Origin of the sequence: Arthrobacter sp. E44, assembly GCF_041877125.1 — a bacterium.
Lineage (GTDB): Bacteria > Actinomycetota > Actinomycetes > Actinomycetales > Micrococcaceae > Arthrobacter.
On record NZ_JBHDJA010000001.1, the window covers coordinates 197,456 to 221,259 of the forward strand.

General features: G+C 66.4%; 20 protein-coding genes. 14 read left to right on the forward strand and 6 right to left on the reverse strand.

Annotation, left to right across the window (positions count from 1 at the left end; genetic code table 11):
- Positions 1 to 67: 67 nt before the first annotated feature.
- The 9 genes from ACETK3_RS00885 (at position 68) to ACETK3_RS00925 (ending at position 10,732) form a co-directional block, all read left to right on the forward strand.
- Positions 68 to 733: a helix-turn-helix transcriptional regulator gene (locus ACETK3_RS00885; RefSeq protein ID WP_373992369.1), complete on the forward strand. Its 666-nt coding sequence runs from the start codon at positions 68 to 70 to the stop codon at positions 731 to 733.
- Positions 734 to 778: 45 nt separating this feature from the next.
- Entirely contained in the window at positions 779 to 2,008 is a 1,230-nt protein-coding gene (locus tag ACETK3_RS00890; protein WP_236798931.1) for a cysteine desulfurase family protein, read from the forward strand.
- Between the two features lie 125 nt (positions 2,009 to 2,133).
- Positions 2,134 to 3,267: a tRNA 2-thiouridine(34) synthase MnmA gene (mnmA, locus tag ACETK3_RS00895; RefSeq protein WP_236798930.1), complete on the forward strand. Its 1,134-nt coding sequence runs from the start codon at positions 2,134 to 2,136 to the stop codon at positions 3,265 to 3,267.
- A 269-nt stretch (positions 3,268 to 3,536) separates the two neighbouring features.
- Positions 3,537 to 5,177 carry an ABC transporter substrate-binding protein gene (locus ACETK3_RS00900; protein WP_236820112.1) on the forward strand — a complete coding sequence of 547 codons (1,641 nt, stop codon included), beginning with the start codon at positions 3,537 to 3,539 and terminating at the stop codon, positions 5,175 to 5,177.
- Between the two features lie 127 nt (positions 5,178 to 5,304).
- The gene (locus tag ACETK3_RS00905; protein ID WP_373992370.1) at positions 5,305 to 6,396 is read left to right on the forward strand and encodes an ABC transporter permease; all 1,092 of its coding nucleotides are present in this window, start codon (positions 5,305 to 5,307) and stop codon (positions 6,394 to 6,396) included.
- 1 nt (position 6,397) lies between these two features.
- The gene (locus ACETK3_RS00910; protein WP_373992371.1) at positions 6,398 to 7,441 is read left to right on the forward strand and encodes an ABC transporter permease; all 1,044 of its coding nucleotides are present in this window, start codon (positions 6,398 to 6,400) and stop codon (positions 7,439 to 7,441) included.
- Entirely contained in the window at positions 7,438 to 9,147 is a 1,710-nt protein-coding gene (locus ACETK3_RS00915; protein WP_373992372.1) for an ABC transporter ATP-binding protein, read from the forward strand. The genes ACETK3_RS00910 and ACETK3_RS00915 overlap by 4 nt, the downstream gene beginning before the upstream one ends.
- Positions 9,148 to 9,245: 98 nt before the next feature.
- Complete coding sequence (locus ACETK3_RS00920; protein ID WP_236798925.1) at positions 9,246 to 9,653, forward strand: chorismate mutase; 408 nt, start codon at positions 9,246 to 9,248, stop codon at positions 9,651 to 9,653.
- Complete coding sequence (locus ACETK3_RS00925) at positions 9,650 to 10,732, forward strand: hypothetical protein (RefSeq protein ID WP_373992373.1); 1,083 nt, start codon at positions 9,650 to 9,652, stop codon at positions 10,730 to 10,732. The genes ACETK3_RS00920 and ACETK3_RS00925 overlap by 4 nt, the downstream gene beginning before the upstream one ends.
- Before the next feature lie 3 nt (positions 10,733 to 10,735).
- Here ACETK3_RS00925 and ACETK3_RS00930 read toward each other — a convergent pair whose 3' ends face one another.
- The 6 genes from ACETK3_RS00930 to ACETK3_RS00955 are packed head-to-tail and all read right to left on the reverse strand — an operon-like array spanning position 10,736 to position 16,692.
- A complete protein-coding gene (locus ACETK3_RS00930) occupies positions 10,736 to 11,449 on the reverse strand; it encodes a DUF4166 domain-containing protein (protein WP_373992374.1) in 714 nt (237 codons plus the stop codon).
- A 58-nt stretch (positions 11,450 to 11,507) separates the two neighbouring features.
- The gene (locus ACETK3_RS00935; RefSeq protein WP_373992375.1) at positions 11,508 to 12,800 is read right to left on the reverse strand and encodes a DUF58 domain-containing protein; all 1,293 of its coding nucleotides are present in this window, start codon (positions 12,798 to 12,800) and stop codon (positions 11,508 to 11,510) included.
- A complete protein-coding gene (locus ACETK3_RS00940; protein WP_236822043.1) occupies positions 12,800 to 13,774 on the reverse strand; it encodes a MoxR family ATPase in 975 nt (324 codons plus the stop codon). Before ACETK3_RS00940 ends, ACETK3_RS00935 begins: the two co-directional genes overlap by 1 nt.
- Positions 13,775 to 13,809: 35 nt before the next feature.
- Positions 13,810 to 15,036 (reverse strand): DUF4350 domain-containing protein, encoded by a 1,227-nt coding sequence (locus ACETK3_RS00945; RefSeq protein WP_373992376.1) that lies wholly within the window; start codon positions 15,034 to 15,036, stop codon positions 13,810 to 13,812.
- Positions 15,033 to 15,671, reverse strand: a complete 639-nt coding sequence (locus tag ACETK3_RS00950) for a DUF4129 domain-containing protein (RefSeq protein ID WP_373992377.1) — start codon at positions 15,669 to 15,671, stop codon at positions 15,033 to 15,035. Before ACETK3_RS00950 ends, ACETK3_RS00945 begins: the two co-directional genes overlap by 4 nt.
- Positions 15,661 to 16,692, reverse strand: a complete 1,032-nt coding sequence (locus ACETK3_RS00955; RefSeq protein WP_373992378.1) for a hypothetical protein — start codon at positions 16,690 to 16,692, stop codon at positions 15,661 to 15,663. Before ACETK3_RS00955 ends, ACETK3_RS00950 begins: the two co-directional genes overlap by 11 nt.
- A gap of 754 nt (positions 16,693 to 17,446) precedes the next feature.
- Here ACETK3_RS00955 and mtrA point away from each other — a divergent pair.
- From mtrA to hpf, 5 genes are all read left to right on the forward strand, one after another.
- The gene (mtrA, locus tag ACETK3_RS00960; protein WP_018768515.1) at positions 17,447 to 18,121 is read left to right on the forward strand and encodes an MtrAB system response regulator MtrA; all 675 of its coding nucleotides are present in this window, start codon (positions 17,447 to 17,449) and stop codon (positions 18,119 to 18,121) included.
- Between the two features lie 61 nt (positions 18,122 to 18,182).
- Positions 18,183 to 20,114, forward strand: coding sequence for an MtrAB system histidine kinase MtrB (gene mtrB / locus ACETK3_RS00965; RefSeq protein WP_237428524.1), 1,932 nt, complete (start codon positions 18,183 to 18,185; stop codon positions 20,112 to 20,114).
- Positions 20,111 to 21,826, forward strand: a complete 1,716-nt coding sequence (locus tag ACETK3_RS00970) for an LpqB family beta-propeller domain-containing protein (protein ID WP_237428523.1) — start codon at positions 20,111 to 20,113, stop codon at positions 21,824 to 21,826. The genes mtrB and ACETK3_RS00970 overlap by 4 nt, the downstream gene beginning before the upstream one ends.
- Before the next feature lie 135 nt (positions 21,827 to 21,961).
- Positions 21,962 to 22,924 carry a ComF family protein gene (locus tag ACETK3_RS00975; protein WP_237428522.1) on the forward strand — a complete coding sequence of 321 codons (963 nt, stop codon included), beginning with the start codon at positions 21,962 to 21,964 and terminating at the stop codon, positions 22,922 to 22,924.
- A 144-nt stretch (positions 22,925 to 23,068) separates the two neighbouring features.
- Positions 23,069 to 23,794, forward strand: a complete 726-nt coding sequence (gene hpf, locus ACETK3_RS00980; RefSeq protein WP_236798917.1) for a ribosome hibernation-promoting factor, HPF/YfiA family — start codon at positions 23,069 to 23,071, stop codon at positions 23,792 to 23,794.
- The last annotated feature ends 10 nt before the right edge of the window (positions 23,795 to 23,804 follow it).

A 23,804-nucleotide genomic window follows, 5' to 3' on the forward strand; every position in this document is an offset into this window, starting at 1 on the left:
GTAACGTAATTTTAGAAAGCTGATGATCTATAATCAAGAGATCTTGACTTTGGATTTGGGAGGCACCATGTACCGACTTCCCTGGGCCGACAGGATCGCAGCCGTCGCCTCACTCACGGATGCGAAGAGGCTGCAGCTGTTCGAGCTGGTTGCGGCATCGCTCCGGCCCGTGGGACGCGACGAGGTGGCCGAGGCTGCGGGCATGGCACGGAGCACCGTTTCCTTCCACCTCGACAGGCTGGTCCAGGACGGGCTGCTGGCCGTGGAGTTCCACAAGCCCGCGGGCAGGGTGGGGCCGGGCTCGGGGCGTCCGGCCAAGATGTACCGGCCGATGGGCGGCGAAGTGGGAGCCTCCGTGCCGGACCGGAACTATGACCTTGCCGGGGAACTGATGGCCGCTGCCATCGAGACCTCGCAGGCCGACGGTGGGCCGGTGGGGGAGTCCCTGCGCGCAATTGCGTTCCGGAAGGGGCAGGAGCTCGCAGAATCGGCCGGTGGGTTGGAGGAGTTCCTGGCGGAGGCGGGCTACCAGCCGCAAACCGACGGCGACGGCGGCTACCTGCTACCCAACTGCCCCTTTCATCGGCTTTCCCGGGCCCACGCCACAGTGGTCTGCGATATGAACGGCGCCTTCCTGCGGGGGGCGGCGGTTGGCTGCGGCAGCCCCGAGGACCGTGTTGCCGAGGCTACCGGACCCGGTCACTGCTGCGCACGGATCAAGGGTGCGGGCTGACCGCAACCGCCGGGGAGCTGTGGCCTGCAGGGATAGAATTGGAGGATGCCCGCCTACCTCGACCATGCCGCCACCACGCCGCTTTCGGGCGCTGCGCTCGCCGCCCTGACCCGGGAACTCGCGCGGACCGGTAACCCCTCATCGCTGCACGGGTCCGGCCGGCGTGCCCGCCGTGCCGTGGAAGATGCGCGGGAGGCCATCGCCGCAGCGGCGGGAGCCCACCCCTCGGAGGTGATCTTTACCTCGGGAGGCACCGAGTCGGACAACCTCGCCGTCAAGGGTATGTACTGGTCCCGGGTGGCAGAAGACCCCAAGCGGCGGCGCATCCTCTGTTCCGCCGTCGAACATCACGCGGTTCTCGACACTGTGGAATGGCTGGAGCGCCACGAAGGTGCGGAGGTGACCTGGCTGCCCGTCGACGGCGAAGGAGTTCTGGACCTCGACGTGCTCCAAACCGAGCTTTCGCGCGATCCAGGGAGTGTGGCGCTGGTGACCGTCATGTGGGCCAACAACGAGGTGGGCACCATTCAGCCGATCCCGCAGATCGTTGAACTTGCCCATGGCGCCGGCGTCCCAATGCATTCCGATGCCGTCCAGGCATTCGGTTCGGTTCCGGTGCACTTCAAGGACTCCGGCCTGGATGCCATGTCCATCTCCGGGCACAAAATTGGTGGTCCCGTCGGGGTGGGGGCACTTCTGCTGGGGCGGGCGGTGAAGCTGACACCAGTGCAGCATGGTGGGGGGCAAGAGCGCGACGTCCGCTCCGGCACGCTGGACACCGCTTCCATTGCTGCCTTCGCCGCAGCTGCGGAAGCGGCCGCCGCTGCGCTTCCCACGGAGTCGGCCCGCATTGCTGCCCTTCGGGACAGTCTGATCGACGGCGTCCGCGAACGGGTACCGGAAGCGGTCCTTCGCGGCGCGCCCGGCGACGGCCGGCTTCCTGGCAACGCCCATTTCACGTTCCCCGGCTGCGAAGGGGACTCGCTGCTGTTCCTCCTTGACCTGGCGGGCATCGAATCGTCAACCGGTTCGGCCTGCACCGCGGGCGTGCCCCGGCCGTCCCACGTGCTGCTGGCCATGGGGCTGGACGAGGAAACGGCGCGTGGAGCCCAGCGGTTCAGCCTGGGGCACGCGTCCACCGAGGCGGACGTCGATGCCCTTCTTGCTGCACTCCCCGAGGCGTACGCACGGGCGCGCCAGGCGGGCATGGCCGGGCATGAGTCCTCGATCCAGACCGCGGGTACCGTGGCGCGGCAGGTGCTGGGCGGCGCCTGACCCTCAGGCCTGACCTGTCCGGCCGATTTGCCTGCCGCCGTAGAATGGATAGGCGAACATCGTTTCCGCCGCCGTTGCAACCAGCACGGCCCCGGAAAACAAGCATCCCCCAACAGAAAGCCAGCATGCGAGTACTAGCAGCCATGAGCGGCGGAGTTGACTCCGCTGTTGCCGCCGCCCGCGCGGTGGAAGCCGGGCACGACGTCGTCGGTGTCCACCTGGCCCTTTCGCGCATGCCCGGAACCTTGCGCACGGGCAGCCGTGGATGCTGCACCATCGAGGACTCCCGCGACGCATGGCGTGCCTGCGACGTCCTCGGCATTCCCTACTACGTGTGGGATTTTTCCGAGCGCTTCAAGGAAGACGTCGTCCAGGACTTCATCGACGAATACGCGGCCGGCAGAACGCCCAACCCCTGCATGCGCTGCAACGAACGCATCAAGTTCGCCGCCCTGCTGGAGAAGGCCATCGCCCTGGGCTTCGACGCAGTTTGTACCGGCCACTACGCCAAGGTCATCGAGGACGCCGACGGCAACCGGGAACTGCACCGCGCTGCCGACTGGGCCAAGGACCAGAGCTACGTCCTTGGCGTGCTCACCCACGAACAGCTCAAGCACTCGATGTTCCCGCTGGCGGACACCCCGTCGAAGGCCGAGGTGCGGGCCGAGGCGGAGCGGCGCGGCCTCTCCGTCGCCAACAAGCCGGACAGCCATGACATCTGCTTCATCCCCGACGGCGATACTGCGGGCTGGCTCGCCGAGAAAATCGACATGGCCAGCGGTGACATCGTGGATGAGACCGGCGCCAAGGTAGGGGAACATCCCGGGGCGAACGCCTTCACCGTAGGCCAGCGGCGGGGACTCAAGCTCGGCACGCCTGCTGCCGACGGAAAGCCGCGCTTTGTCCTGGAAATCAGGCCCAAGGAGAACAAGGTGGTGGTGGGACCCGAGGCCCTGCTGGCCATTGATGAGATCCGCGGCATCAAGGTTTCCTGGGCAGGACTTCCCATCAACGAGGTGGAAACCGGAGCCGAATTCGACTGCTACGCGCAGGTCCGGGCACATGGGGACCCGGTTCCGGCCACTGCCTGGATGGAGCCCGCCGCCGACGGTAATGGCCGAGGCCAGCTGGTGGTCCGACTGACCACCCCGCTGCGCGGGGTGGCGCCCGGCCAGACCGTGGTCCTTTACCAGGGCACCAGGGTGCTGGGCCAGGCAACCATCGACGCGGCGCGTTCGCTCCAGCGGGCCCCCCTCTAGCCTGTTTGATCCAAGGCACTGTCCCGGGTATTGCCGGGGCAGTGCTTTGCTGTCCCCGGAACTTTGATGCCGCCCGGCGCCAGCAGAATCTGTCCGGCCAGTGGGCAGCAGTACCAATGAGATAAATTTTGTGTTTCAAGTCACGGAATTGGCCGTATTGAGGACTGACTCTCTGATTGAATCTAGGGATCAGCACTGCTCGCCGGGGCAGGGGCCAACATTGCCCGTGTCTCCGGCGTGCGCGTACTCATCGGACAGAAAGTTCACAGATGATCAAGAGCACAACCGGCCTGCACCGCGCCATCGCGCTGGCAGGCATCTCCGCCCTGGCCCTGACAGCCTGCACCGGGCCATCGGGCGGCGGCGGTGGAACGTCCAGCGGCGGCAGCGCCGGTGGCGGTGCCATCACTTTCGGAACGACCGACAAAGTCGTCACCCTCGACCCCGCCGGCTCCTACGACGCAGGATCCTTCCTGGTGATGAACCAGGTCTACCCCTTCCTGATGAACTCCAAGCCCGGCTCTGCGGAGGTCAGCCCCGATGTCGCGGAGTCAGCCTCCTTCACGGCACCCACCGAGTTCACCGTGAAGCTGAAACCGAACCTGAAGTTCGCCAACGGCCATGCCCTGACCGCCTCGGACGTGAAATTCTCCTACGACCGCGTGGTGAAGATCGACGACCCCAACGGTCCGGCGTCCTTGTTGTCCAACCTCAAGTCGGTTGAGGCGAAGGACGACACCACGGTCGTCTTTACTCTCAAGCAGGCCAACGACCAGGTGTTCCCCAGCGTCCTGGGCACCAACACGGGCCCCATCGTCGATGAGGAAGTGTTCCCGGCCGACAAAGTCATGAGCGACGAAGACATCGTTGCCGGCAAGCCCTTCGCGGGCCCGTACACCATCGATTCCTACAAGAAGAACGAACTGGTCAGCCTCAAGAGCAACCCGGACTACAACGGGCTGTTGGGCAAGCCGGCCAATGACAGTGCCGTCATCAAGTACTACGCCGATTCCAACAACCTCAAGCTGGACGTTCAGGGCGGAAACATCGACGTTGCCGGCCGCAGCCTGACCGCAACCGATGCCGCGGACCTGGACAAGGACTCCAAGGTCAAGGTCTACAAGGGCCCCGGTGGCGAACTGCGGTACATCGTCTTCAACTTCGACACCATGCCCTTCGGCGCCAAGACGCCGGAAGCCAACCCTGCCAAGGCCCTCGCGGTGCGGCAGGCCATGGCCGACATCGTGGACCGCCAGGCCATTTCGGACCAGGTTTACAAGGGCACCTACGTCCCGGCGTACTCGGTTGTCCCTGACGGCCTGCCCGGCGCAACCCAGCCGATGAAGGAGATGTACGGCGACGGCAGCGGCAAGCCGAGCGTGGACAAGGCCAAGAAGGCCCTGTCCGACGCCGGCATCACCGGTCCGGTCAACATCAAGCTGCAGTACAACCCGGACCACTACGGCAAGTCCTCCGGTGACGAGTACGCCATGGTCAAGGAGCAGTTGGAGAAGTCAGGGCTGTTCACCGTGGACCTGCAGTCCACCGAATGGGTGACCTACTCCAAGGCACGCACTGCTGACGCCTACCCCGTGTACCAGCTGGGGTGGTTCCCGGACTACTCCGATGCGGATAACTACCTCACGCCGTTCTTCATCCCCGGCAACTTCCTGAAGAACCACTACGAGAACCCGACCGTCACGGACCTGGTGCAGAAGCAGCTCACCACCCCGGACAAGACCGAGCGGCAGAAGCTGATCGGCGACGTCCAGACAGCTGTGGCCAAGGACCTTTCCACCCTGCCGCTTCTCCAGGGCTCGCAGCTGCTGGTGGCCGGGAAGGATGTCAAGGGCGTCGAGAAGACCCTTGATCCTTCCTTCAAGACCCGTCTTGGCGTCCTTTCCAAGTAAGCACTCCACCCCCATCGGGCTCTGACAGGCCAGAGGCGGGACGCCGAAACGGTGTCCCGCCTTTTGCCGGTCATCAGCCAGCACCGAGGGGAATGCTGGCTCCCGGTCACCACGAATCCAGGTACCGATGACATCTTTGATTGAAGCGCCACCCAGTGACGCGGACGCACTCCTTCCGCCCAAGAAAAAGCAGGCAGGCGGAGGGCTGGGCCAGTACATCCTGGTCCGCTTCCTGCTGATTTTCCCAACCATCCTCATCCTGGTCACCATGGTGTTCTTCCTCATGCGGATCACCGGGGATCCCATCACGGCCGCCATGGGCGGCCGGCTGCCCCCGGACCAGTTGCAGGAACGTATCCATGCCGCCGGCTATGACCGGCCCGTGCTCGTGCAGTACTTCGAATACCTGGGCCAGCTGGTCACAGGAAACTTCGGCACAACGCTTTCGGACAACCGCCAGGTCACCGAGATGCTGACCACCTACGGCTCGGCCACACTGGAGCTGGCCATCAACGCCCTCATCGTCGCCCTGCTGGTGGGAATCCCGCTCGGCATGGTCGCCGCGCAACGGCGTGACCACCTGCCGGACGCCGTGCTCCGAATCCTGGCCATCCTCTTCTACGCCACCCCGGTCTTCTTCGCCGGCATGCTGCTGAAGCTGGTGTTCTCGGTGTGGCTGGGCTGGCTTCCCGTAGCCGGCCGTGCCAACACCAGGACCGAGCTGTCCCTCACCGCGCTGGAAGCTCCAACCGGCATCTACTGGCTGGACGCCCTCCGCAGCGGGAACATGGCGGCCTTCAGCGACGTCATGTCCCATGCTGTCCTTCCGGCGCTGGCACTGGGCCTCCTAACGGCAGGTGTCTTCCTGCGGCTGGTCCGCACCAACGTCATCGGTACCCTCGGCAAGGATTACGTCGAGGCCGGCCGCTCACGTGGCGTCAGCGAGTTCCGGCTGGTCACCAAGCACGCCTACAAGCCGGCGCTGATCCCCATCATCACCGTCATGGGCCTGCAGATCGCGGTGCTGCTCGGCGGCGCCGTGCTCACCGAAACCACCTTCGAATGGAAGGGCCTCGGGTTCCAGCTGGCCAACTACCTTACGGCGCGCGACTTCGTGGCCGTCCAGGGCATTGTGGTGCTGCTGGCCGTCATCGTCGCCGTCACCAACTTCATCGTGGACATCCTCGCCGCGCTGATCGACCCACGCGTGAGGTACTGACATGACCGCCGAAACCACTCTCGAACCTGTCGCCAACCCGCGGGCATCCTTCATCCGCCGGCTGCCGGTTGTGTCGCACTACAACAAAAGCGTCGGCCTGCAGCGCTTCATGCTGGTGGTGGGCCTGGTCCTTACCGGCATCTTCCTGCTCACGGCGCTGGCCGCACCGCTGCTGGCGCCCTACGGCTTCGCGCAACTGTCCGACGCCGACGGCAGTTTCCCCACCCAGCAAGCCCCGGGCGGCAAACACCTCCTGGGCACCACCGTGGGCGGCTACGACGTCCTGTCACGCGTCATCTGGGGTACCCAGACAGCGCTGCTGGTCATCATCGTGGCCGTGGTCCTCTCCATCTTCGCCGGCGTCATCCTCGGCCTGGTGAGCGGCTACATCGGCGGCTGGCTGGACCGCGTCCTCGTAGTGGTGGCCGACGCGATCTACGCGTTCCCGTCACTGCTGGTGGCCATCGTGATGGCCATCGTCATCAGCGGCGGCCAGTCCAGCCTGTTTGGCGGGATCCTGGCGGCGGCCATCTCCATCACGGTGGTGTTCATCCCGCAGTACTTCAGGGTGATCCGGGCAGAGACCATCCGGCTGAAGGCAGAACCTTTCGTTGAGTCGGCCAAGGTGGTGGGTGCATCGAACATCCGGATCATGACCCGGCACATCTACCGCAACGCCACCCGCACCCTGCCGCTGATCTTCACCCTCAACGCCTCCGAAGCCATCCTGACCCTGGCCGGACTCGGCTTCCTGGGCTTCGGCATTGAACCAAGCTCTGCGGCCGAGTGGGGCTTCGACCTGAACAAGGCGCTTGCGGACACCACATCGGGCATCTGGTGGACGGGCCTTTTCCCCGGCCTGGCCATCGTCTGGACAGTCCTTGGGCTGACGCTGGTGGGCGAAAGCATCAACGACCTCAACGATCCGCGCCTCCGCGGCCGTAAGCGCAGCGGCCGCAAGGGCGCTGGTGCCACGCCCGCCGCTCCCGCTGCAACCGCCGCTCCCGGCGGGTCCGGCCCCGAAACAGAATTGAGCAACCCGTGAGCGAAAATCTCGGTTACCTGTCAGACCAGCAGGACCGGAAAACAGTCCTGGATATCGACCACCTGGAAGTCACCTTCGCTACGGACGGCGGTGACGTGCGTGCCGTCAAGGATGTCAGCCTGGAGGTCAGGGCCGGCGAGGTGGTGGCGATCGTGGGCGAGTCCGGGTCCGGCAAGACGGTGACGGCGAAGACCATCCTTGGCCTGCTGCCGGAAACGGCCGTGAGTTCGGGTGCGGTGCTGATCAACGGCGCCAACGTCATCAGCCTCAGCCCGGGTCGGCTGCGCCAGATCCGCGGCCGCGACGTGGCCATGGTGTTCCAGGAGCCGTCCACCGCCCTGAACCCTGTGTTCACGGTGGGGTGGCAGATCGCCGAAGGCATCCGTGCCCATGCGGGAGCAAACGGCGGGGGACGGGTGTCGGCGAAGGAAGCCAAAGCCCGCGCCATCGAGGCCCTGGGCAAGGTGGGCATCCCCGATCCCGAACACCGCGTCAACTACTACCCGCACCAGTTCTCCGGCGGGCAGAAGCAGCGGGTCGTGATCGCGGCGGCACTGGCGCTGAATCCAGGTCTTATTGTTGCCGACGAACCCACCACTGCCCTGGATGTCACCGTCCAGGCCGAAATCCTGGAACTTCTCCGGGACCTGCGGGACAAGTACGGCACCTCGATCGTGCTGATTACGCACAACATGGGCGTGGTGGCTGACCTGGCGGACCGCGTGGTGGTGATGTACCAGGGCGACGTCGTGGAGGAAGCCCCTGCGAAGACGCTGTTCGCCGAACCCAGGCAGGACTACACGCGCAGCCTTCTTGCCGCGGTGCCGCACCTTGGTCGCAACTCGGCGTCGGCAGGCCTGACTGAACGCCGCCACCAGGATGAGGAAGTGCTGGTGGCTGCCGACAACCTGGAGATCGAGTACCCGGGGCGGCTTGGGACGCCTGCCTTCAAAGCCGTGGATGGTGTCAGTTTCACCTTGTCCAGGGGGGAGGTGTTTGGCTTGGTGGGGGAGTCGGGGTCCGGCAAGACCACTATCGGCCGCGCTATTGCCGGGCTCAACCGCACTACCGGCGGGAGCCTCAAGGTGCTGGGCTACGAGATGCTGAACCTTCGCGAGCGCACGTTCAAGCCGCTGCGCAAGGATATTGGCTTCGTGTTCCAGGACCCGGCTGCCTCCTTCAACCCGCAGTTGACCATCGGAGAGTGCATCGCCGAGCCCATGGTTATCCACACCCGGCCAAGCGATGCCCAGGCGCGCAAGCGCGTTGGTGAGCTGCTTGAATCAGTCCAGTTGCCGGCGTCGTACGCGGGCCGGTACCCGCACGAACTGTCCGGCGGCCAGCGGCAGCGGGCGTCGCTGGCGCGTGCCCTGAGCCTGAACCCCCGGTTGCTGATAGCGGATGAGCCGACGTCGGCCCTGGACGTTTCGGTGCAGGCGAAGGTCCTGGAGCTGTTCCGGGACATCCAGGAGGAGTTTGGCTTCGGCTGCCTGTTCATCAGCCACGATCTTGCAGTGGTGGACATACTGTCCTCCTGGGTCGGCGTCCTGTACAAGGGCAAGCTGGTGGAACAGGGGATCGGCAGCCAGGTCATGGGCAACCCGCAGCATGACTACACGCGGCGGCTGATTGCCTCCCTGCCGGTGCCTGATCCGGCCGAACAGGCGAAACGCAGGGAGGAGCACCGGACGCTCCTGGGCATCTGACCCGGAAAGTCGTTACCGTAAAGCGCCGGTGCCGGCAGTGTGCCGGCACCGGCGCTTCACACCCGCGGTGACTCCGTCCGCTCCCATAGACTGGAGCCATGACGCAGCACAACCCCATCCCTCCTGGCTCCGATGATTTCGACCCCTCCGCCAGTTCCCTGGCAGGTCAAGTGGACGATTCGGTGATGGCTGAACTGCTGTCCATCCGTTCCAGCATTGACAACATTGATGCCACCCTGGTGTACCTCCTGGCTGAACGCTTCAAGGCCACCCAGAAAGTGGGGTTCCTCAAGGCAACCCACCGCCTGCCCGCCGGTGATCCGGGACGGGAAGCCGCCCAGATCGCACGCCTGCGCCGCCTTGCCGAGGACGCCCACCTTGACCCGGCGTTCGCCGAGAAGTTCCTCAACTTCATCATCGGCGAGGTAATCCGCCACCACGAGGCCATCGCCGAGGACCACCAGGCGTCATCCGGACAACAGTCCCAGACCTCCGCACTGGCGTGAGCCGGGAACAGTACCAACGGGGCTCCGCCCCGGGTCCGGCCAACGCTGCGGACACTTCATTCGAAGCCCCGGAAGTAACGGCCACGGCGCTGGGTCCGTGGCCAGGCGAAGACCCGCTCGAAGCCACCCGGATTATCCGCGGCGAGCTCGGCAGCCCACACCTGCCGTTCCTTGCCGAGCTTCCGGACCGCGGGGTGGGTTCCGACGCCCTGGGCCGTACCGCGTCCCTCCTTGAGGAGCTGGCGGTGGACGTGCAGCCGCACGGGTGGCGGCTTGTGGACCGGCCCGGCAAGGACATGCGGCGTGCCGCGTCGGCGCTCTCCACCGACCTGAACGTGCTCGCCGACGTGGCGGGGGCGGAGGACGTTTCCCCTGCAGAGTTCAAGGTTCAGTTGGTAGGCCCGCTCAGCCTTGCGGCAGGCCTGCACCTGCACAACGGTGAGCGCGCGCTGCTGGACTACGGCGCGCGGCGGGACCTGGCCGCTTCCCTCGCAGCAGGAGTGGGCAGTTACCTCACGCGGGTGGCAGCGGCCGTTCCCGGCGCCCGTTTGGTGGTACAGGTGGATGAGCCCGCCATCGCCTCAGTGCTGGCCGGAACCATACCCACCGCCAGCGGCTACCGCACCCTGCGCGCGGTACCGGCATCGGAAGCGCGGGAGTCCTGGCGGCTGGTCCTGGATGCCCTGCGCGAAGCCGGTGCCGCGGACGTGGTGGTGTCGTTTCCGGAGATCGAGGCACCGATCGAACTGGTCCTGGCCGCAGGCGCCGACGGTGTTGCACTGCCGTTGAAGGCGTTGACCAACCGCCAGTGGGAGCAGGTGGCCGGAGCGGTGGAGGCCGGAAAACAGTTCTGGGCAGGCGCCCTGGAGGTCTCGGGCGGCCCAATGCCCAAGGTTGCCGACTGCATCGAGTCCGTATGGCGTCCCTGGCGCCAGCTGGGCCTTCCGGCGTCTCTGCTTGCCGCCACCAGGGTGACGCCCTCGGCAGGACTGGCCAATCTCACACCCTCACAGGCCACCGCGGTGCTCGGCAGGCTCACCCAGGTGGCTGACGGCCTCAACCAGCTGGTACTGGGGTAGGCGTCAGACCCTGTTTTCCCAGCGATCCGGCTGCGCATAGCGGGGCAGGTAGCTTTGCGCGGAACTGCCGCCGGTGTAGGGGCGCAGCCGGTAGTCGAAGGTACCGGCGTACACCAGGACCAGACCGATCTGGGGCTGGATGACCTTGACCTGGATGCGGTGCCGCCCGTTGCTGCCCTCCGCCGGGTCCCACCATTGTTCGGCATAGGCCTTGGCGTCCAGGGCTGCCGGAAGGGGTACCCGGAGGGCACCCAGGAAAAGCCGGGAAGCTTCTGATACTCCGCGCAGCCTGCCGTCCAGGGTGACGCTGAGGTTCAGATCCGTCACCAGGCGCCGGTACCGTCCCACGTAGTCCACCAGCCGGGTGACGCCGGCCCGGGTGATGGCGCTCGTGGTGTCCTGGAAAAGCCGGGTCCGTTCCGGGAACCGTATCTCCCGGCGGGCGGTGAGGCTGGAGCGGCCGAACGGATCCTGGTGCGCGTGGTTCTCGATCCGGAACGGAATGTTTTCACCGTACTCGGGAAAGAAAGCTTCTTCGCCCCCGGTGAGCCGCAGCAAGGGGCGCAGCCACCGCTGGCGGCACCCAACGACGTCGAACGTTCCTTCCCCCACGCCGTAGTGCCCGGACCCCGGTGCCAGCGAGAAATACTCCTGCAGCTCGGGCTGCAACCGGGAGAACTCCCTGCCCAGGACCTGCCGGTAAACGGGGACGCTCATCAAATGGACCTCCTGTTGCCTATGCCGTCTTGCTGTTCGGGGCTGACTGTCTCCGGGTTCACAATCTACCGGCAGCCTTAAGCCGGATGTACATGTCCGCAAGCCGGGGCGGCAGTTCGTGGGGCTCGGCGTCCACCACCTCCGCTCCGTAGCGCCGCAGCTCGGCAGTCACCGCCGCACGCTGCAGGAGCGCGCGTTCAGCCGCAGCAGCACGGAAGACTCCGGTGGCATCGTGACGTTCCCTGAGCATGGCGCCCAGCTGGGGGTCGCGGACGGCTGCCACCACCACGACGTGCTGGCTTGCCAGCCGCTCGGCCACCGGCAGCAGGCCTTCCTCCGGAGCCCCGCTGTCCAGCGACGTCAGCAGCACCACGAGCGACCGGTGCGCGGATACGGCACGGACCTGCGCCGGGACGGCAGGCCAGTCCATCTCAATCAGTTCCGCGTCAAGGGGTGCCATTGCCTGGACCAGCCGGCCCAGGATGGTGCCCTGCCCGGCCGAGCCGGCCCGCGCCCGCGTCCTGCGGTCAAACGCCACGAAGTCCACCCGGTCTCCGCCGCGTTCAGCCAGGACACCCAGGAGGAGCGCCGCTTCGATCCCGGTGTCCAGGCGCGTTTCGTCACCGATCCTGGCCGCGGACGTGCGGGACGTATCGAGGACCACCACCACCCGTCGGTCCCGTTCCGGGCGCCACGTCCGGACCACCACCGCGGAGCGCCTGGCCGTGGCGCGCCAGTCGATGGAGCGCACGTCATCACCGCGGACGTAGTCGCGCAGGGAGTCGAACTCCGTGCCGGCGCCGCGGATCTGGACGGCGGCCTTTCCGTCGAGTTCGCGCAGCTTCCGCAGCTTGGAGGGCAGGTGCCGCCTGGAATGAAAGGGCGGCAATACCCGCACTGAGCCGGGGCAATCGATGGTGCGCTGGCGGGCGGCCAGGCGCAGGGGCCCGAACGAGCGAATCGTCACGTGCCGCGCTGCCAGGTCGCCACGCCGGACAGGTTGGAGCTTGACCTGGTACCGCCTTCCTTCCCCGGCCGGTACGTCGATGGCCTGGACCGGGTTCTGCGCCCCGGCGGAGGGTTGCCAGCCATCCCGCAGCGAGCCGCGGAGCGGGCGGGCACCGCCGTTGCGCACCGTGAGGATGGCGTCCACCGACTTGTTAAGCGTCACGTTCTCCGGATCCGCACGCACCACATTGATCCGGCGGAGGGATGCCGCGAAGACCAGGTCCGCAACCAACAGGGCCACGAGCACGGCGGCGGTGGCAAGTACGGTCAGCCACCCGGGGGACAGCAGCACCGGCACCAGGCCAAGCAGCACCAGCGCAACGAAGCGCCCCGAGATGGCCATCAGCGGGGAACGGGGACGGACGCCAGGATGCTGCCCAGGACGTCGTCCACGCGGACGCCGTCCATCTGGGCTTCGGGCTGCAGCGCCACACGGTGCCGCAGGCACGGGAGGGCCAGCGCCTTGACGTCGTCCGGGGTGACGAAGGGACGCCCCGAGAGCCATGCCCAGGACCGTGACGTGTTGAGGAGTGCAGTGGCACCGCGCGGTGACACTCCCAGCTGGAATGAAGGGGCGGCCCGGGTTGCCCGCACAAGGTCAACGATGTAGCCAATGATTTCCGGTTCCACCGCCACGCGCGCCACTGCCTCCCGCGCCCGTTCCAGGTCCTCCGCGCCGGCCACCGCCCGGACCCCGGCCGCCACCAGGTCCCGGGGATCGAAACCGGCGGCATGGCGGCGGATGACTTCGATTTCGTCCCCGCGTTCGGGCAGCGGCATGGTGAGCTTGAGCAGGAACCTGTCCAGCTGGGCCTCCGGCAGGGCGTAGGTGCCCTCGTACTCCACCGGATTCTGGGTGGCCGCCACCAAAAAAGGCGCCGGAAGCCGCCGGGAGGTGCCGTCCACCGATACCTGCCGTTCTTCCATGGCTTCGAGGAGTGACGCCTGGGTCTTTGGCGGCGTGCGGTTGATCTCATCAGCCAACAGCAGGTTGGTGAAGACGGGACCCTCCCGGAAGCTGAATTCGGAGGTGTGGGAGTCGTAAACCAGGGAGCCGGTGACATCGCCGGGCATGAGGTCGGGGGTGAACTGCACCCGTTTGGTGTCCAGGCTCAAGGCGGAGGAGAGCGCGCGGACCAGCAGGGTCTTGGCAACCCCGGGCACGCCCTCCAGCAGCACATGCCCCTGCGAAAGCAGGGCAATCAGGAGGCCGGTGACCGTGGCGTCCTGTCCCACGACTGCCTTTGCCACCTCCTGCCGGACAGCAAGCAGTGCCTGCCGTGCGCCGTCGTCGTCCATGTAGCTGCCTGAGTCCATGGCATTAAGGGTTGCCGGGCCACTGCTCTGTTCGCTCATCGGGTCATGACCTCTTTCTCGAGTTTGTCCAGCGACTGTGACCAGGCCACCAGCCGGGCTTCGGTTGCGGGGCGTTCGTTTATCAGTTCGCGGATGCCGGTGGCGTCCGTGCCGAGGTACCTGGCCACCGCGGCTATGGTGTCCTCGGCTGTGGCACCTGGGCCGAGGCGGAGCTTTCCGGAAAGCCGCACAAGCAGCCCGGCCCGCAGGTTGTCCCGGGCCTGGCCGATGGAGCGGGAGTCCTGGTAGAGCCGGGCACGCCCTTCCGCAGTCTCAACAGCCTTGACCACCACCGGCAGCGGCTCGAACACCAGCGGGCCGTGGCGGCGCCCCCGCCACAGGACGGCGGCCGATGCCACCAGGAGCAGCCAGGGGCCCAGGAAACGGGCCCAGTCCGGTGCAAGGTCATCCAGTGTCTTTCCGGATCCGGTCACTGCGACGTCCTCCAGCGAGGGCAGGTACCAGACCAGGTCCGGCGATGCGCCCAGCATCCGGACTGCCAACGCGGCGTTGCCCAGTTCATCCAGCTTGTCGTTGCCCAGCACCGCCCGGTTGCCCAGCACGGCCAGGCGTCCGTCGTCGCTGACGGCGAACATCCCGGCGGTTCCGGCTGCCCGGTAGCAGGCCGTCCCGCCGTCGTAGACGAAGCCGCCCTGGCCCGTGACCTGTCCCGCTGCCTCCGCATCCGGCTGGTCGCAGCCGGGGTTTAGGACCGGGTAGCCATCGGGAACCACACCGGCCTGGCGGATCCCGCTGTCAAGGGCGGTGAGGGTTTCCAGCCTGGGCGAAACCACCACCACTTTGTCAGCGGCCGACATAAGTGCGGCCAGCTGCGGCTCACCCAGGATGCCGTTCCTGTCATAGAGCAGGAGCGTGGGGGAGGAGCCGGAGCGCAGGTCATCCAAGGCTGCGTCGAAACGTGCGGGCGTGTGGACGGAGACTCCGTGCCGGCCCAGAATCTCGCCCAACGCCCTGGCCCCGTCCGGCCCGGCATTGTGGACGGAGAGGGGAATCGTGTCGCCCTTGGGAGCGAGTTGCGTGCCGATCACCAGCGCCAACGCGGCGGCCACCACAACACCCGCTGCCGTAAGTCCCCGGTGCTGCCGGAGCCAGGCGAGGAACCACCCGGGGCGGGAGGTCGGTGGCGCGGACACGGCTTCCGGGATGTCCTCCCGGTCAGCGGCAGGACCCGGATGCCTGGTATCAGTAGCGGAGCCGCTCATGGCAGCCGTACCGCGCTGCCGGATGGAACCGGCTTCGTGGCATCCAAGTCGGAGTCCAGGCCCACCATCTCCTGGTAGTCGGCGCTGCCTGCATACCTGTTCCCATACCGAATGCCGTCAAAGACGGCCGCCGCCCGCAGCAATCGCCCGGACTCAGCGTTGAAGGACACGGACAGTGCCCGCGCCGCTTCATCGGCGGTACGGCCCGGCTGCGGGTCCAGGATGGTGCGGTCTTCAGCGCTACGGACCACGGCACGGAAGCGGTCGACGACGGCGTCCCCCCACTTTCCGGCCGCGGCTGCGGCTTCTGCGCGGTTCCGGTAGTCGATCGCTGACATGGCCGCTTCCCGTTCGAAGACGTCCTTGGCCTTCCGGGCGCGGGCGTTCAGCCGGGGGCGCGCGAGGATGATGGCAGCTGCGATGATGGCCGCAATGACGAGGGCGATGACCGGGCTGGGCACAGCTGTTGAGTCCCCGGAGGAGCCGTCCAGGGACTGCAACCAGTCGAGGAAGTTCCGCCAGAGGGTGTCCACCCAGGATGGGGCGGCGTCCCGGTATTCCGGTTTGGCCAGCTCCTCTGCCGCCCAGCGCCGTGCCTCCGCCGAATCCGGGAGCACCGGAGGCTCAGCGGCCATACGGCCATGCCCCTGGTGACCCTGGCGCCGTCCCATACCCGGGGTACGGCGTGCTCCTGCCTGCCTGCGTCCCCCTGCCCGGGACGCTGTCAGGATCAGCACCGGTCTCCAGCTGGCGCAGCAGCGCGATGTCCAGGCCGTCCTTGCGCATCCGCAGGTCCATATAGAGCAGCGCCATCACGGATGTCTGGTAGGCGTAAGCCACCGCGCCCACCAGGGCACCGATCACCGCGGTGACCACACCCATGACAACGCCCATTGTGGCGTCCTGCCCGCTGCCGCCGTGCGGCGAGACCACACCGGACACGAACGTGGGCAGGAGGCTTACCGGAATCAGGACCACCTGGGTGATTACCCCCACCAGGACCGCCACCACCAAGGTGATGCCCAGGATCCGCCACCAGTTAGCCCGGGTTAATTCCCAGGAACGACGGATTCCGGCAAAGGCTCCAACCTCTTCGATGACGACGGCGGCAGGCGCCACCACGACCTTGACCGCCACCCACGCAACCGCGACGCCAAAAGCCAGCATGAGGGGGAATACCAGCAGCACGGCCGCGCCCCGGACGTTGGAGAACAGGAAAACGATGATGGCGACAAAGAGCGCCATGGTGGCCAGAACCGCCGCCACCATCAGCGCCGCCAGCCCGGCCAGTGCGCCGAACCTTGGCCGCGCCAGCGACAGCATGCGCCGGAAGCCGGTGGGCCGGTTCAGGATGGAACGCGCCACAGGCACCACCATGGCGCCTTGGAGGATGGCGGAAATGAACACCGACAAGATGGACAGGAGGGCAAAGCCAGCCATCATACCGATCCCAAGGGAGGTGAGTTCGGCGCTGCTGGCCGTTTCAGCCCAGGCCCCGACGGAGCCCGACGAAGTGGCAAGGAGCGCTGTGACTACCGCAGCGAGGATGGCCGACAATGACTGCGCCAGCAAACCGGCCCCGAGCATTGCCTTGGCATTGCGCCTGATGGCCTGGAACGATCCGTCGAGGACTTCCCCGAACATCAGGGGCCGCAACGGAATGATCCCCGGCTTCGGCGGGGCTACATAGCGCGGCTGACCGCCGGGTGAGGCCCCGTATGGTGACGCCCCATACGGGGTTGCTCCATACGGTGATGCCCCGAAAGGCGATGCCCCATAAGGCGCAGCGGGATAGGCAGAGCCGTTGTACTGGGACCCGTTGTAAGGGGAACCATTAGGCGGCTGCCCGCCGCTGGTCTGCCCGCCGTATGTCTGGCTTCCAGAGGGGGAGGCGCCGGGGTATGGGCCGCCGGCGTACGGGTTATTCGCGGACGGTTGCTGGCCGGGCGTCTGCTGCCACGGCTGTGTTTGAGGCCGTTGCTGCCATGGCTGCTGCTTCTCCCAAGGGGACTGCTGCCCGGACTGTGATTGCTGGCCTTCGTGGGGTTGGTGCCCGGGCGGCGCCCACGGCTGGTTCCATGCACCCGCGCCTCGTTTGGGCGTTGCGGGCCTGGGCGCGTCGGGTCCTGGCGTCTCCGGTCCGGGCATGCCTGCCGACACGGGCGTGCTGCCGTCCGGTGCATCCCGCGGCCGCTCCTGCCTGGGTTCCCCGGGCCCCGACTCCTGTGGTGACACTGATTCCTCCCCCAATACCAGTCTGCCCGCCCCGTACCAGCCGCCGGAAGGTGCGCACCGGCAGCGCGGGACATGACCCCAAGACTATAGTTCCGGCGTCGGACGGCCTAGTACTCCCGCCATGCCGGAAGCCGCTCAACAGGACAAACCCATTTCGATAAGGGAATATATAGCTATGAAGGCACGCATTCTGGTGGTAGACGATGACGAAGCGCTGGCCGAGATGATTGGAATTGTCCTCCGTAATGACGGCTTCGAGCCGGTCTTTTGCGCGGACGGAGCCCAGGCGCTGGACGTCTTCCGGTCATCGCGGCCGGACCTGGTCCTGCTCGACCTCATGCTTCCCGGCATGGACGGCATCGAGGTCTGCCGGCAAATCCGCGGCGAGTCGGACGTGCCCATCGTCATGCTGACCGCCAAGTCGGATACCTCCGACGTCGTCCGCGGACTCGAGTCCGGTGCTGATGACTACGTGCCCAAACCCTTCAAGCCCGCCGAGTTGGTGGCGCGCGTGCGGGCCCGCCTTCGCCCCGGGGACCAGAAGGCGCCCGAGACACTGCGCATCGCAGACATCACCATCGATGTTGCCGGCCACACCGTCAGCAGGGGCAATGAGCGGATCTCCCTGACCCCGCTGGAATTCGACCTCCTGGTGGCACTGGCCCGTAAACCCTGGCAGGTCTTCACCCGGGAGCTGCTGCTGGAGCAGGTGTGGGGATACCGCCATGCTGCAGACACCAGGCTGGTCAACGTCCATGTCCAGCGACTGCGGTCCAAGATCGAGCAGGACCCGGAAGCCCCGGAAGTTGTATTGACGGTGCGTGGTGTCGGCTATAAAGCAGGGGTCTGACCCCTCCGCGCGGGACGGGGAACCGGACCAGCGCACAATCCCGCACTCTGTCGTTGCCGGCATGGACCGGAACACCGCGGGCCAGGACGCCGTCGCGGGGGACACCGCGCCCCGCGACGGCGCCGCACCCGACGCTGCATCGCAGGGATCCGGCTCACAGGACGCTGGCTCACAGGGCGCGCCCGGTCCCCGGGATGGCATCACTCCCGTCCTCAGGCATGTGGGCTTCAGGGCCAGGATTTGGCAGCGGCGTGCCCTGATCGTCGCCCTGCGCGTGGCACGCCTGGTCCGCACGGGCGTCCGCCGCTTCCTTCCCGGCCTGAGGTACCTGGGCCGCGCCCTGCAGCAGCGCTGGCGCCGGTCCCTGCAGTTCCGTACCGTCCTCACCACCCTCATGCTGGCCGTGACCTCGTTTGCCGTCGTAGGCGCATACCTGTCCAACCAGATCGCCAACAACCTCTTCCAGGAGCGGCTGACCCAGGCAGAGTCGGAGACCCGTTACAACGTCAAGCAGGTACAGGACACGTTCGACGGCGCCCAGGTCACCGACCAGTCCAGCGTTATCACCTTGGTTTCGGACACGCTGAGCGCCGTGGAAGGCCGTGGTTCGGTCATCCAGCGCCGCTACGTCTTCGAAGCGATGCCCAACCAGACCAAGCCCCGGAACCGCTGGGTGGAGTCACGCGCCTCCGACCAGCTGACCGTCAGTGTCATCCCCGCGGACCTGCGGAAGGCAGTCCAGGACTCCGGCAAGGACCAGTACTGGGCCTCCACGGTCATCCCGGTGGGCACCGAGGACCGGCCGGGAATCGCCGTCGGGAACAAAGTGACCTTCAACGGCACGGTGTACGAGCTCTACCTGATCTATGACCTGAATACCGCCCAGCAGACGCTCAACGAAATCCAGAGCGTGTTGTGGGCCGGCGGTGCCGTGCTGGTCCTCATGATCGGCGCCGTAGCCTGGTACGTCACCCGCAACGTGGTCAGCCCGGTCAGCCACGCCGCCATGGTGTCCGAGAAGCTGGCAGCCGGACAGTTGCAGGAGCGCATGGTGGTCAAGGGCGAGGACGAGGTGGCGCGCCTTGGCGCTTCCTTCAACCACATGGCAGCCAGCCTGCAGGAGCAGATCACGCAACTGGCAACGCTTTCGCAGATGCAGCAGCGATTTGTCTCCGACGTCTCGCACGAATTGCGGACGCCGTTGACCACCGTCCGGATGGCGGCAGAAGTCCTCTATGACGCGCGTGATGATTTCGACCCCATCAACAAGCGGTCCGCAGAGCTGCTCTACAACCAAGTGGAGCGGTTCCAGTCCCTCCTCTCCGACCTCCTTGAAATCAGCCGCTTCGATGCGGGCGTGGCAATGCTGGATGCCGAGCCGGAGGACCTGCTCCAGGTGATCGCCCACGTCATTGAAGGAGCGGCACCCGTAGCCGCGGAGTATGGCTCCGAAATCATTTTCGCTGCCCCCGAAGGGGCGATGATCGTGGAAATGGACGCGCGGCGGATTGACAGGATTTTGCGGAACCTGATCCTGAACGCAGTCGAGCACGGTGAGGGCAAACCCGTGACGGTCACCGTCGCGGCCAATGAAACTGCCGTCGGCGTCGCGGTCCGGGACCACGGCATTGGCATGGACCAGGCACAGGCTGCCCGGGTTTTCGACAGGTTCTGGCGTGCCGATCCCGCCCGCGCCCGCACCACCGGCGGCAGTGGCCTGGGACTGTCCATCGCCATGGAAGACACAAAGCTGCACCACGGCTGGCTGCAGGCCTGGGGAAGGAAGGGGGATGGTGCCAACTTCCGGCTCACCCTCCCGCTGCGGCAGGATGCCGTGATCGCCGAGTCGCCCGTCCAACTGGAACCAAAGGACGCCACCATCCCGGGAGCGCCGGGAAGCATCCCGGCGGAACAGGACTACAAGAACATGCTGGTGCTCCAAACAGGCACCGCCAGGCCTGCTCCGGTGCGGGCACCCGAGGAGACACCATGAAGGCGGCAGCGCGCCACGCCAGGTACCCGGCGGCGCTGCTGGCGCTGCTGATCGTCCTGCTGTCGGGCTGCGCGCGGATCCCCACGTCCGGCCCGGTGGGCAAGAGCAGCGAAAGCAGCGCGGGAAACGTCAGTGCACCGGTGTTCCTGCCGGCGGCGCCACAACCGGGCGCATCACCGGAAACCATCATCGACTACTTCTACCGGGCCGGCAGCGGCTACGAGGACGACTACGCGGTGGCCCGCCAATACCTGACGCAGGCATCGGCAGTGTCCTGGAAACCGGACAAGCGCGCCCTGGTGTACCGGGAGGCCCGCGTTGTCCCCACTGGCACCGAGAACGTCTTCAACTACGAACTGGACGTCTCCTACACGGTGAACGCGGACGGCATCGCCACGCAGTCGCCGCCGGGAACAGTGGAACGTATTCCCGTGACGGTGACGCAGGTGGACGGGGAGTGGCGGATCTCCGCGATTCCGGACGGGACAGCCATCGCGGAGGAAACGTTCAAGGTGATCTACGGCGCCTACCCCATCTATTTTTACGACCCCACCTTCACTTACGCCGTCCCCGACGTCCGCTGGTTCCTGAAGAACAAGACCGTCAAGGCCATGACTAGCGCATTGCTGGCCGGCCCTGCTCCATACCTGCGCGGCGCCGTCGCCAGCGCTTTTCCCTCCGGGATCAAGCTGGCCCGTGAATCGGTGCCCGTCGTGTCCGGGGCGGCCCAGGTGGACCTGACGGCCAAGGAACTGACGGAAACATCGGCCGAGGACCGGCTGCGCATGCAGATGCAGCTGACGCTGACGTTCCGAAGCCAGCCCGACGTGGTCAATGTCGAGCTGCGCGCCAACCAGGACCTGGTCCGGGTGGAGGACAACGGGAGTGTCCTTCCGCCGGTGCTGGACAAGACCGTGCCGTCGCGGCAGATCGCCATTAGCGGTAATGAACTGGTGCGGTACGAGAACAACCGGGTGTCGCCGCTGCCGGACATGCAGCCGGTTTCAGCGCTCAATCCCCGGTATCCTGCCGAGTCTCCGGTCTCGCAGACTGCGGCCTTCCTCAACGACGGCCGAACCACGCTGTACAGCATCAGCCCAGGGCAACCTGCGCGTTCCCTGACCACCAGGAGCACCCTCAGCCGGCCGTCCATCAGTCTTAGCGACTGGGTATGGACAGCGGGGCCGGGCGCCACGGGTGCCACCGAAGTGGTGGCCTTCCACCCCGCCGGCGTGGCGGAAGGAGCAGCAGTCCCGTCCGTAACGATGGCACCCGCTTGGCTCGCCGGCCGCACGGTGAAGGAACTCCGTATCTCGCGCGACGGGGTGCGCGCCCTGGTCATTTCCGAACAAAACGGCAAGTCCAAGGTACAGGTAGCGGGCGTGATCCGGGCCGGGGACGGCACACCGCGGGAGCTGACGGTGCCCATCACCTTGGTGGCTTCCAGTGATCCCGACCAAGGCGTCTGGGTGAACGGCACCACCGTGGCGGTCATGAAGGGGGCCGCCGGTACGAATGTCACGCCGGAACTTCTGTCCCTGACTTCCGGGCAGCCGCAGCAGTTGGCTCCCTGGCCGGGCCTGGTCGCCATCAGCGCCGGAAATGGCGCCGACGACCTCTACGTGCAGTCCGGGGAAGGGATCTTCCAGCGCCTCGGCAATGGCTGGTCGCCGCAAATCAAGGGGCCCATCGATCCGGCATTCCCGGGCTGATCCTCTTCTGCCCCCGAGCTGGCAACGTGCAGGCAGCGCAGCGCTTCGTCGGGTTGGGATCCCGTCTTGTCCACATAGCCGCCGGCTGGCTGCCCGCTGCCCCTGGATCTGGTCCACAGTGGGACGGTGGACGGTATGAAGCCAGGAAAGGATCCAGCCGATCGCGGCCGCAATCGTAGGCGGGTCATCGATCCCGATCTTTGCCCGCCGCCGCCCTCGGCGGCACTGCACCGCGCTGAGCACCAGGCGGCCTTCCTGCGCCTTCTCGACTGGGTGACCGGTGCTGCGGAAGAACTCCTCGCTTTGGCGGTCCCGGTGGACTGCGTGTGCTGCGGATCGGAGGACCACAGCCTTTGCCCATCCTGCGCCGGCCGCCTCCGGCAGCTGACCAGGCAGCCCTTCCGCGCCGAAAGGGGGGCGCCGGCCCTGATGGACGTTGCGGGGACCGTCATGCTGCCGGTGGTGGCAGCAGGTGTGTACCGCGACGAACTGGCACAGGGGCTGTTGTCGTTCAAGCGGCATGGGCAGCACCAGCTTGCCAAAAGCCTTGGCCGCGCGCTGGCCTCGGCAGTCAGGGCAGCAGCACGTGGCGGCACCGGGTTCCTGTTGGTTCCGGTGCCCACCAGCACGTCCGCGTATGTCAACCGGGGTTTCAGTCCCGTCCACCTCTTGCTGAAGCAGGCGGCACGGCAATTGCCGGGGTTCGACGTCGCCGATGTCCTGCGTAAGGCCCCGGCATCCGGACGCCGCTTTCCGGACCGGTGCAAGGGGCTTGTCAGCCGGGAAGCGTTGGGGGGTCAAAAGGGGCTGGGTCGGGGAGCCCGGTCACAACGGGTCCGGGGGTCCATGCAGGTCAGATCCACTGTCCGGGAAAAGGTCGCAGGACGCCCCTGCATCCTCATCGACGACGTCCTGACCACCGGCGCCACCCTTGGCGAAGCGGCCCGGGCGCTGCACCTTGCCGGCGCCCAGGTGAGGGGCGCTGTCGTGCTGGCGGCGACACGCCCACCCGACGCGCCGGACCCGGAGGCGGTACCCGCGGTACGGCCAGTGAACCACCATGACTTAGAAAAAAATAAACCGGGAAAGGATGAATAACGGGTGGCTATGAACTAACGTCTGAGGTGGGTACCAAGAACAGAATGTACCTTTCGATGGCGGCTCGGAGAGGGGCTCGACTGTCAGGCAGCCCGGCCCATGGAAGTGCCGCCGTCGTGTCACCGAAGTCATTTGGAGGGCACCATGGAGTTTATGATCAGCGGACGAAATCTGACAGTTTCAGACCGGTTCCGCGAATACGCCGGGGAAAAGATCGCAAAGATCGAATCGTTGGGTGACAAGATCCAGCGGGTCGATACGAAAGTCTCCAAGGAGACCAATGCCCGGCAGACCGGCGACCAGTTGACCGTCGAGGTGACAGTCCTGGGCCGGGGCCCCGTAATTCGTGCCGAAGCGAGCGCCGCAGACAAATTTGCCGCCTTTGACCTCGCCTACAACAAACTGCTTGAACGGCTCCGGCGGGCAAAGGACCGTAAGAAGGTCCACCACGGCCGCCACACGCCCAAGGCTGTCCGTGAAGCAACAGCCACCCTTGAACCAGCCAGCGCGCACGAACCGCTGTACCTTGAAGCCAACCGCAGGAGCGAAACCGCGCAGGCACCGGAAGAAAAATCCCCTTACGATGTCGAGAATGACATCCCGGCCGGGAGTTCGCCGGTACTGATCCGGCGCAAGGTCTTTCCCGCTGCTTCAATGACCCTCGACGATGCCGTGGACAACATGGAGCTCGTCGGCCATGACTTCTATCTTTTCGTGGACAAGGCGACCAACACGCCGTCCGTCGTGTACCGCCGCCGCGGCTGGACCTACGGAGTCATCACCCTGGACCACGAATGCGAGCCAGGGGACACTGCCGTGGAGGAAAAGGTCCTGGCCTACCGCTCGGATGACGCCGCCGCTAACGCATAAGGTGGATTAA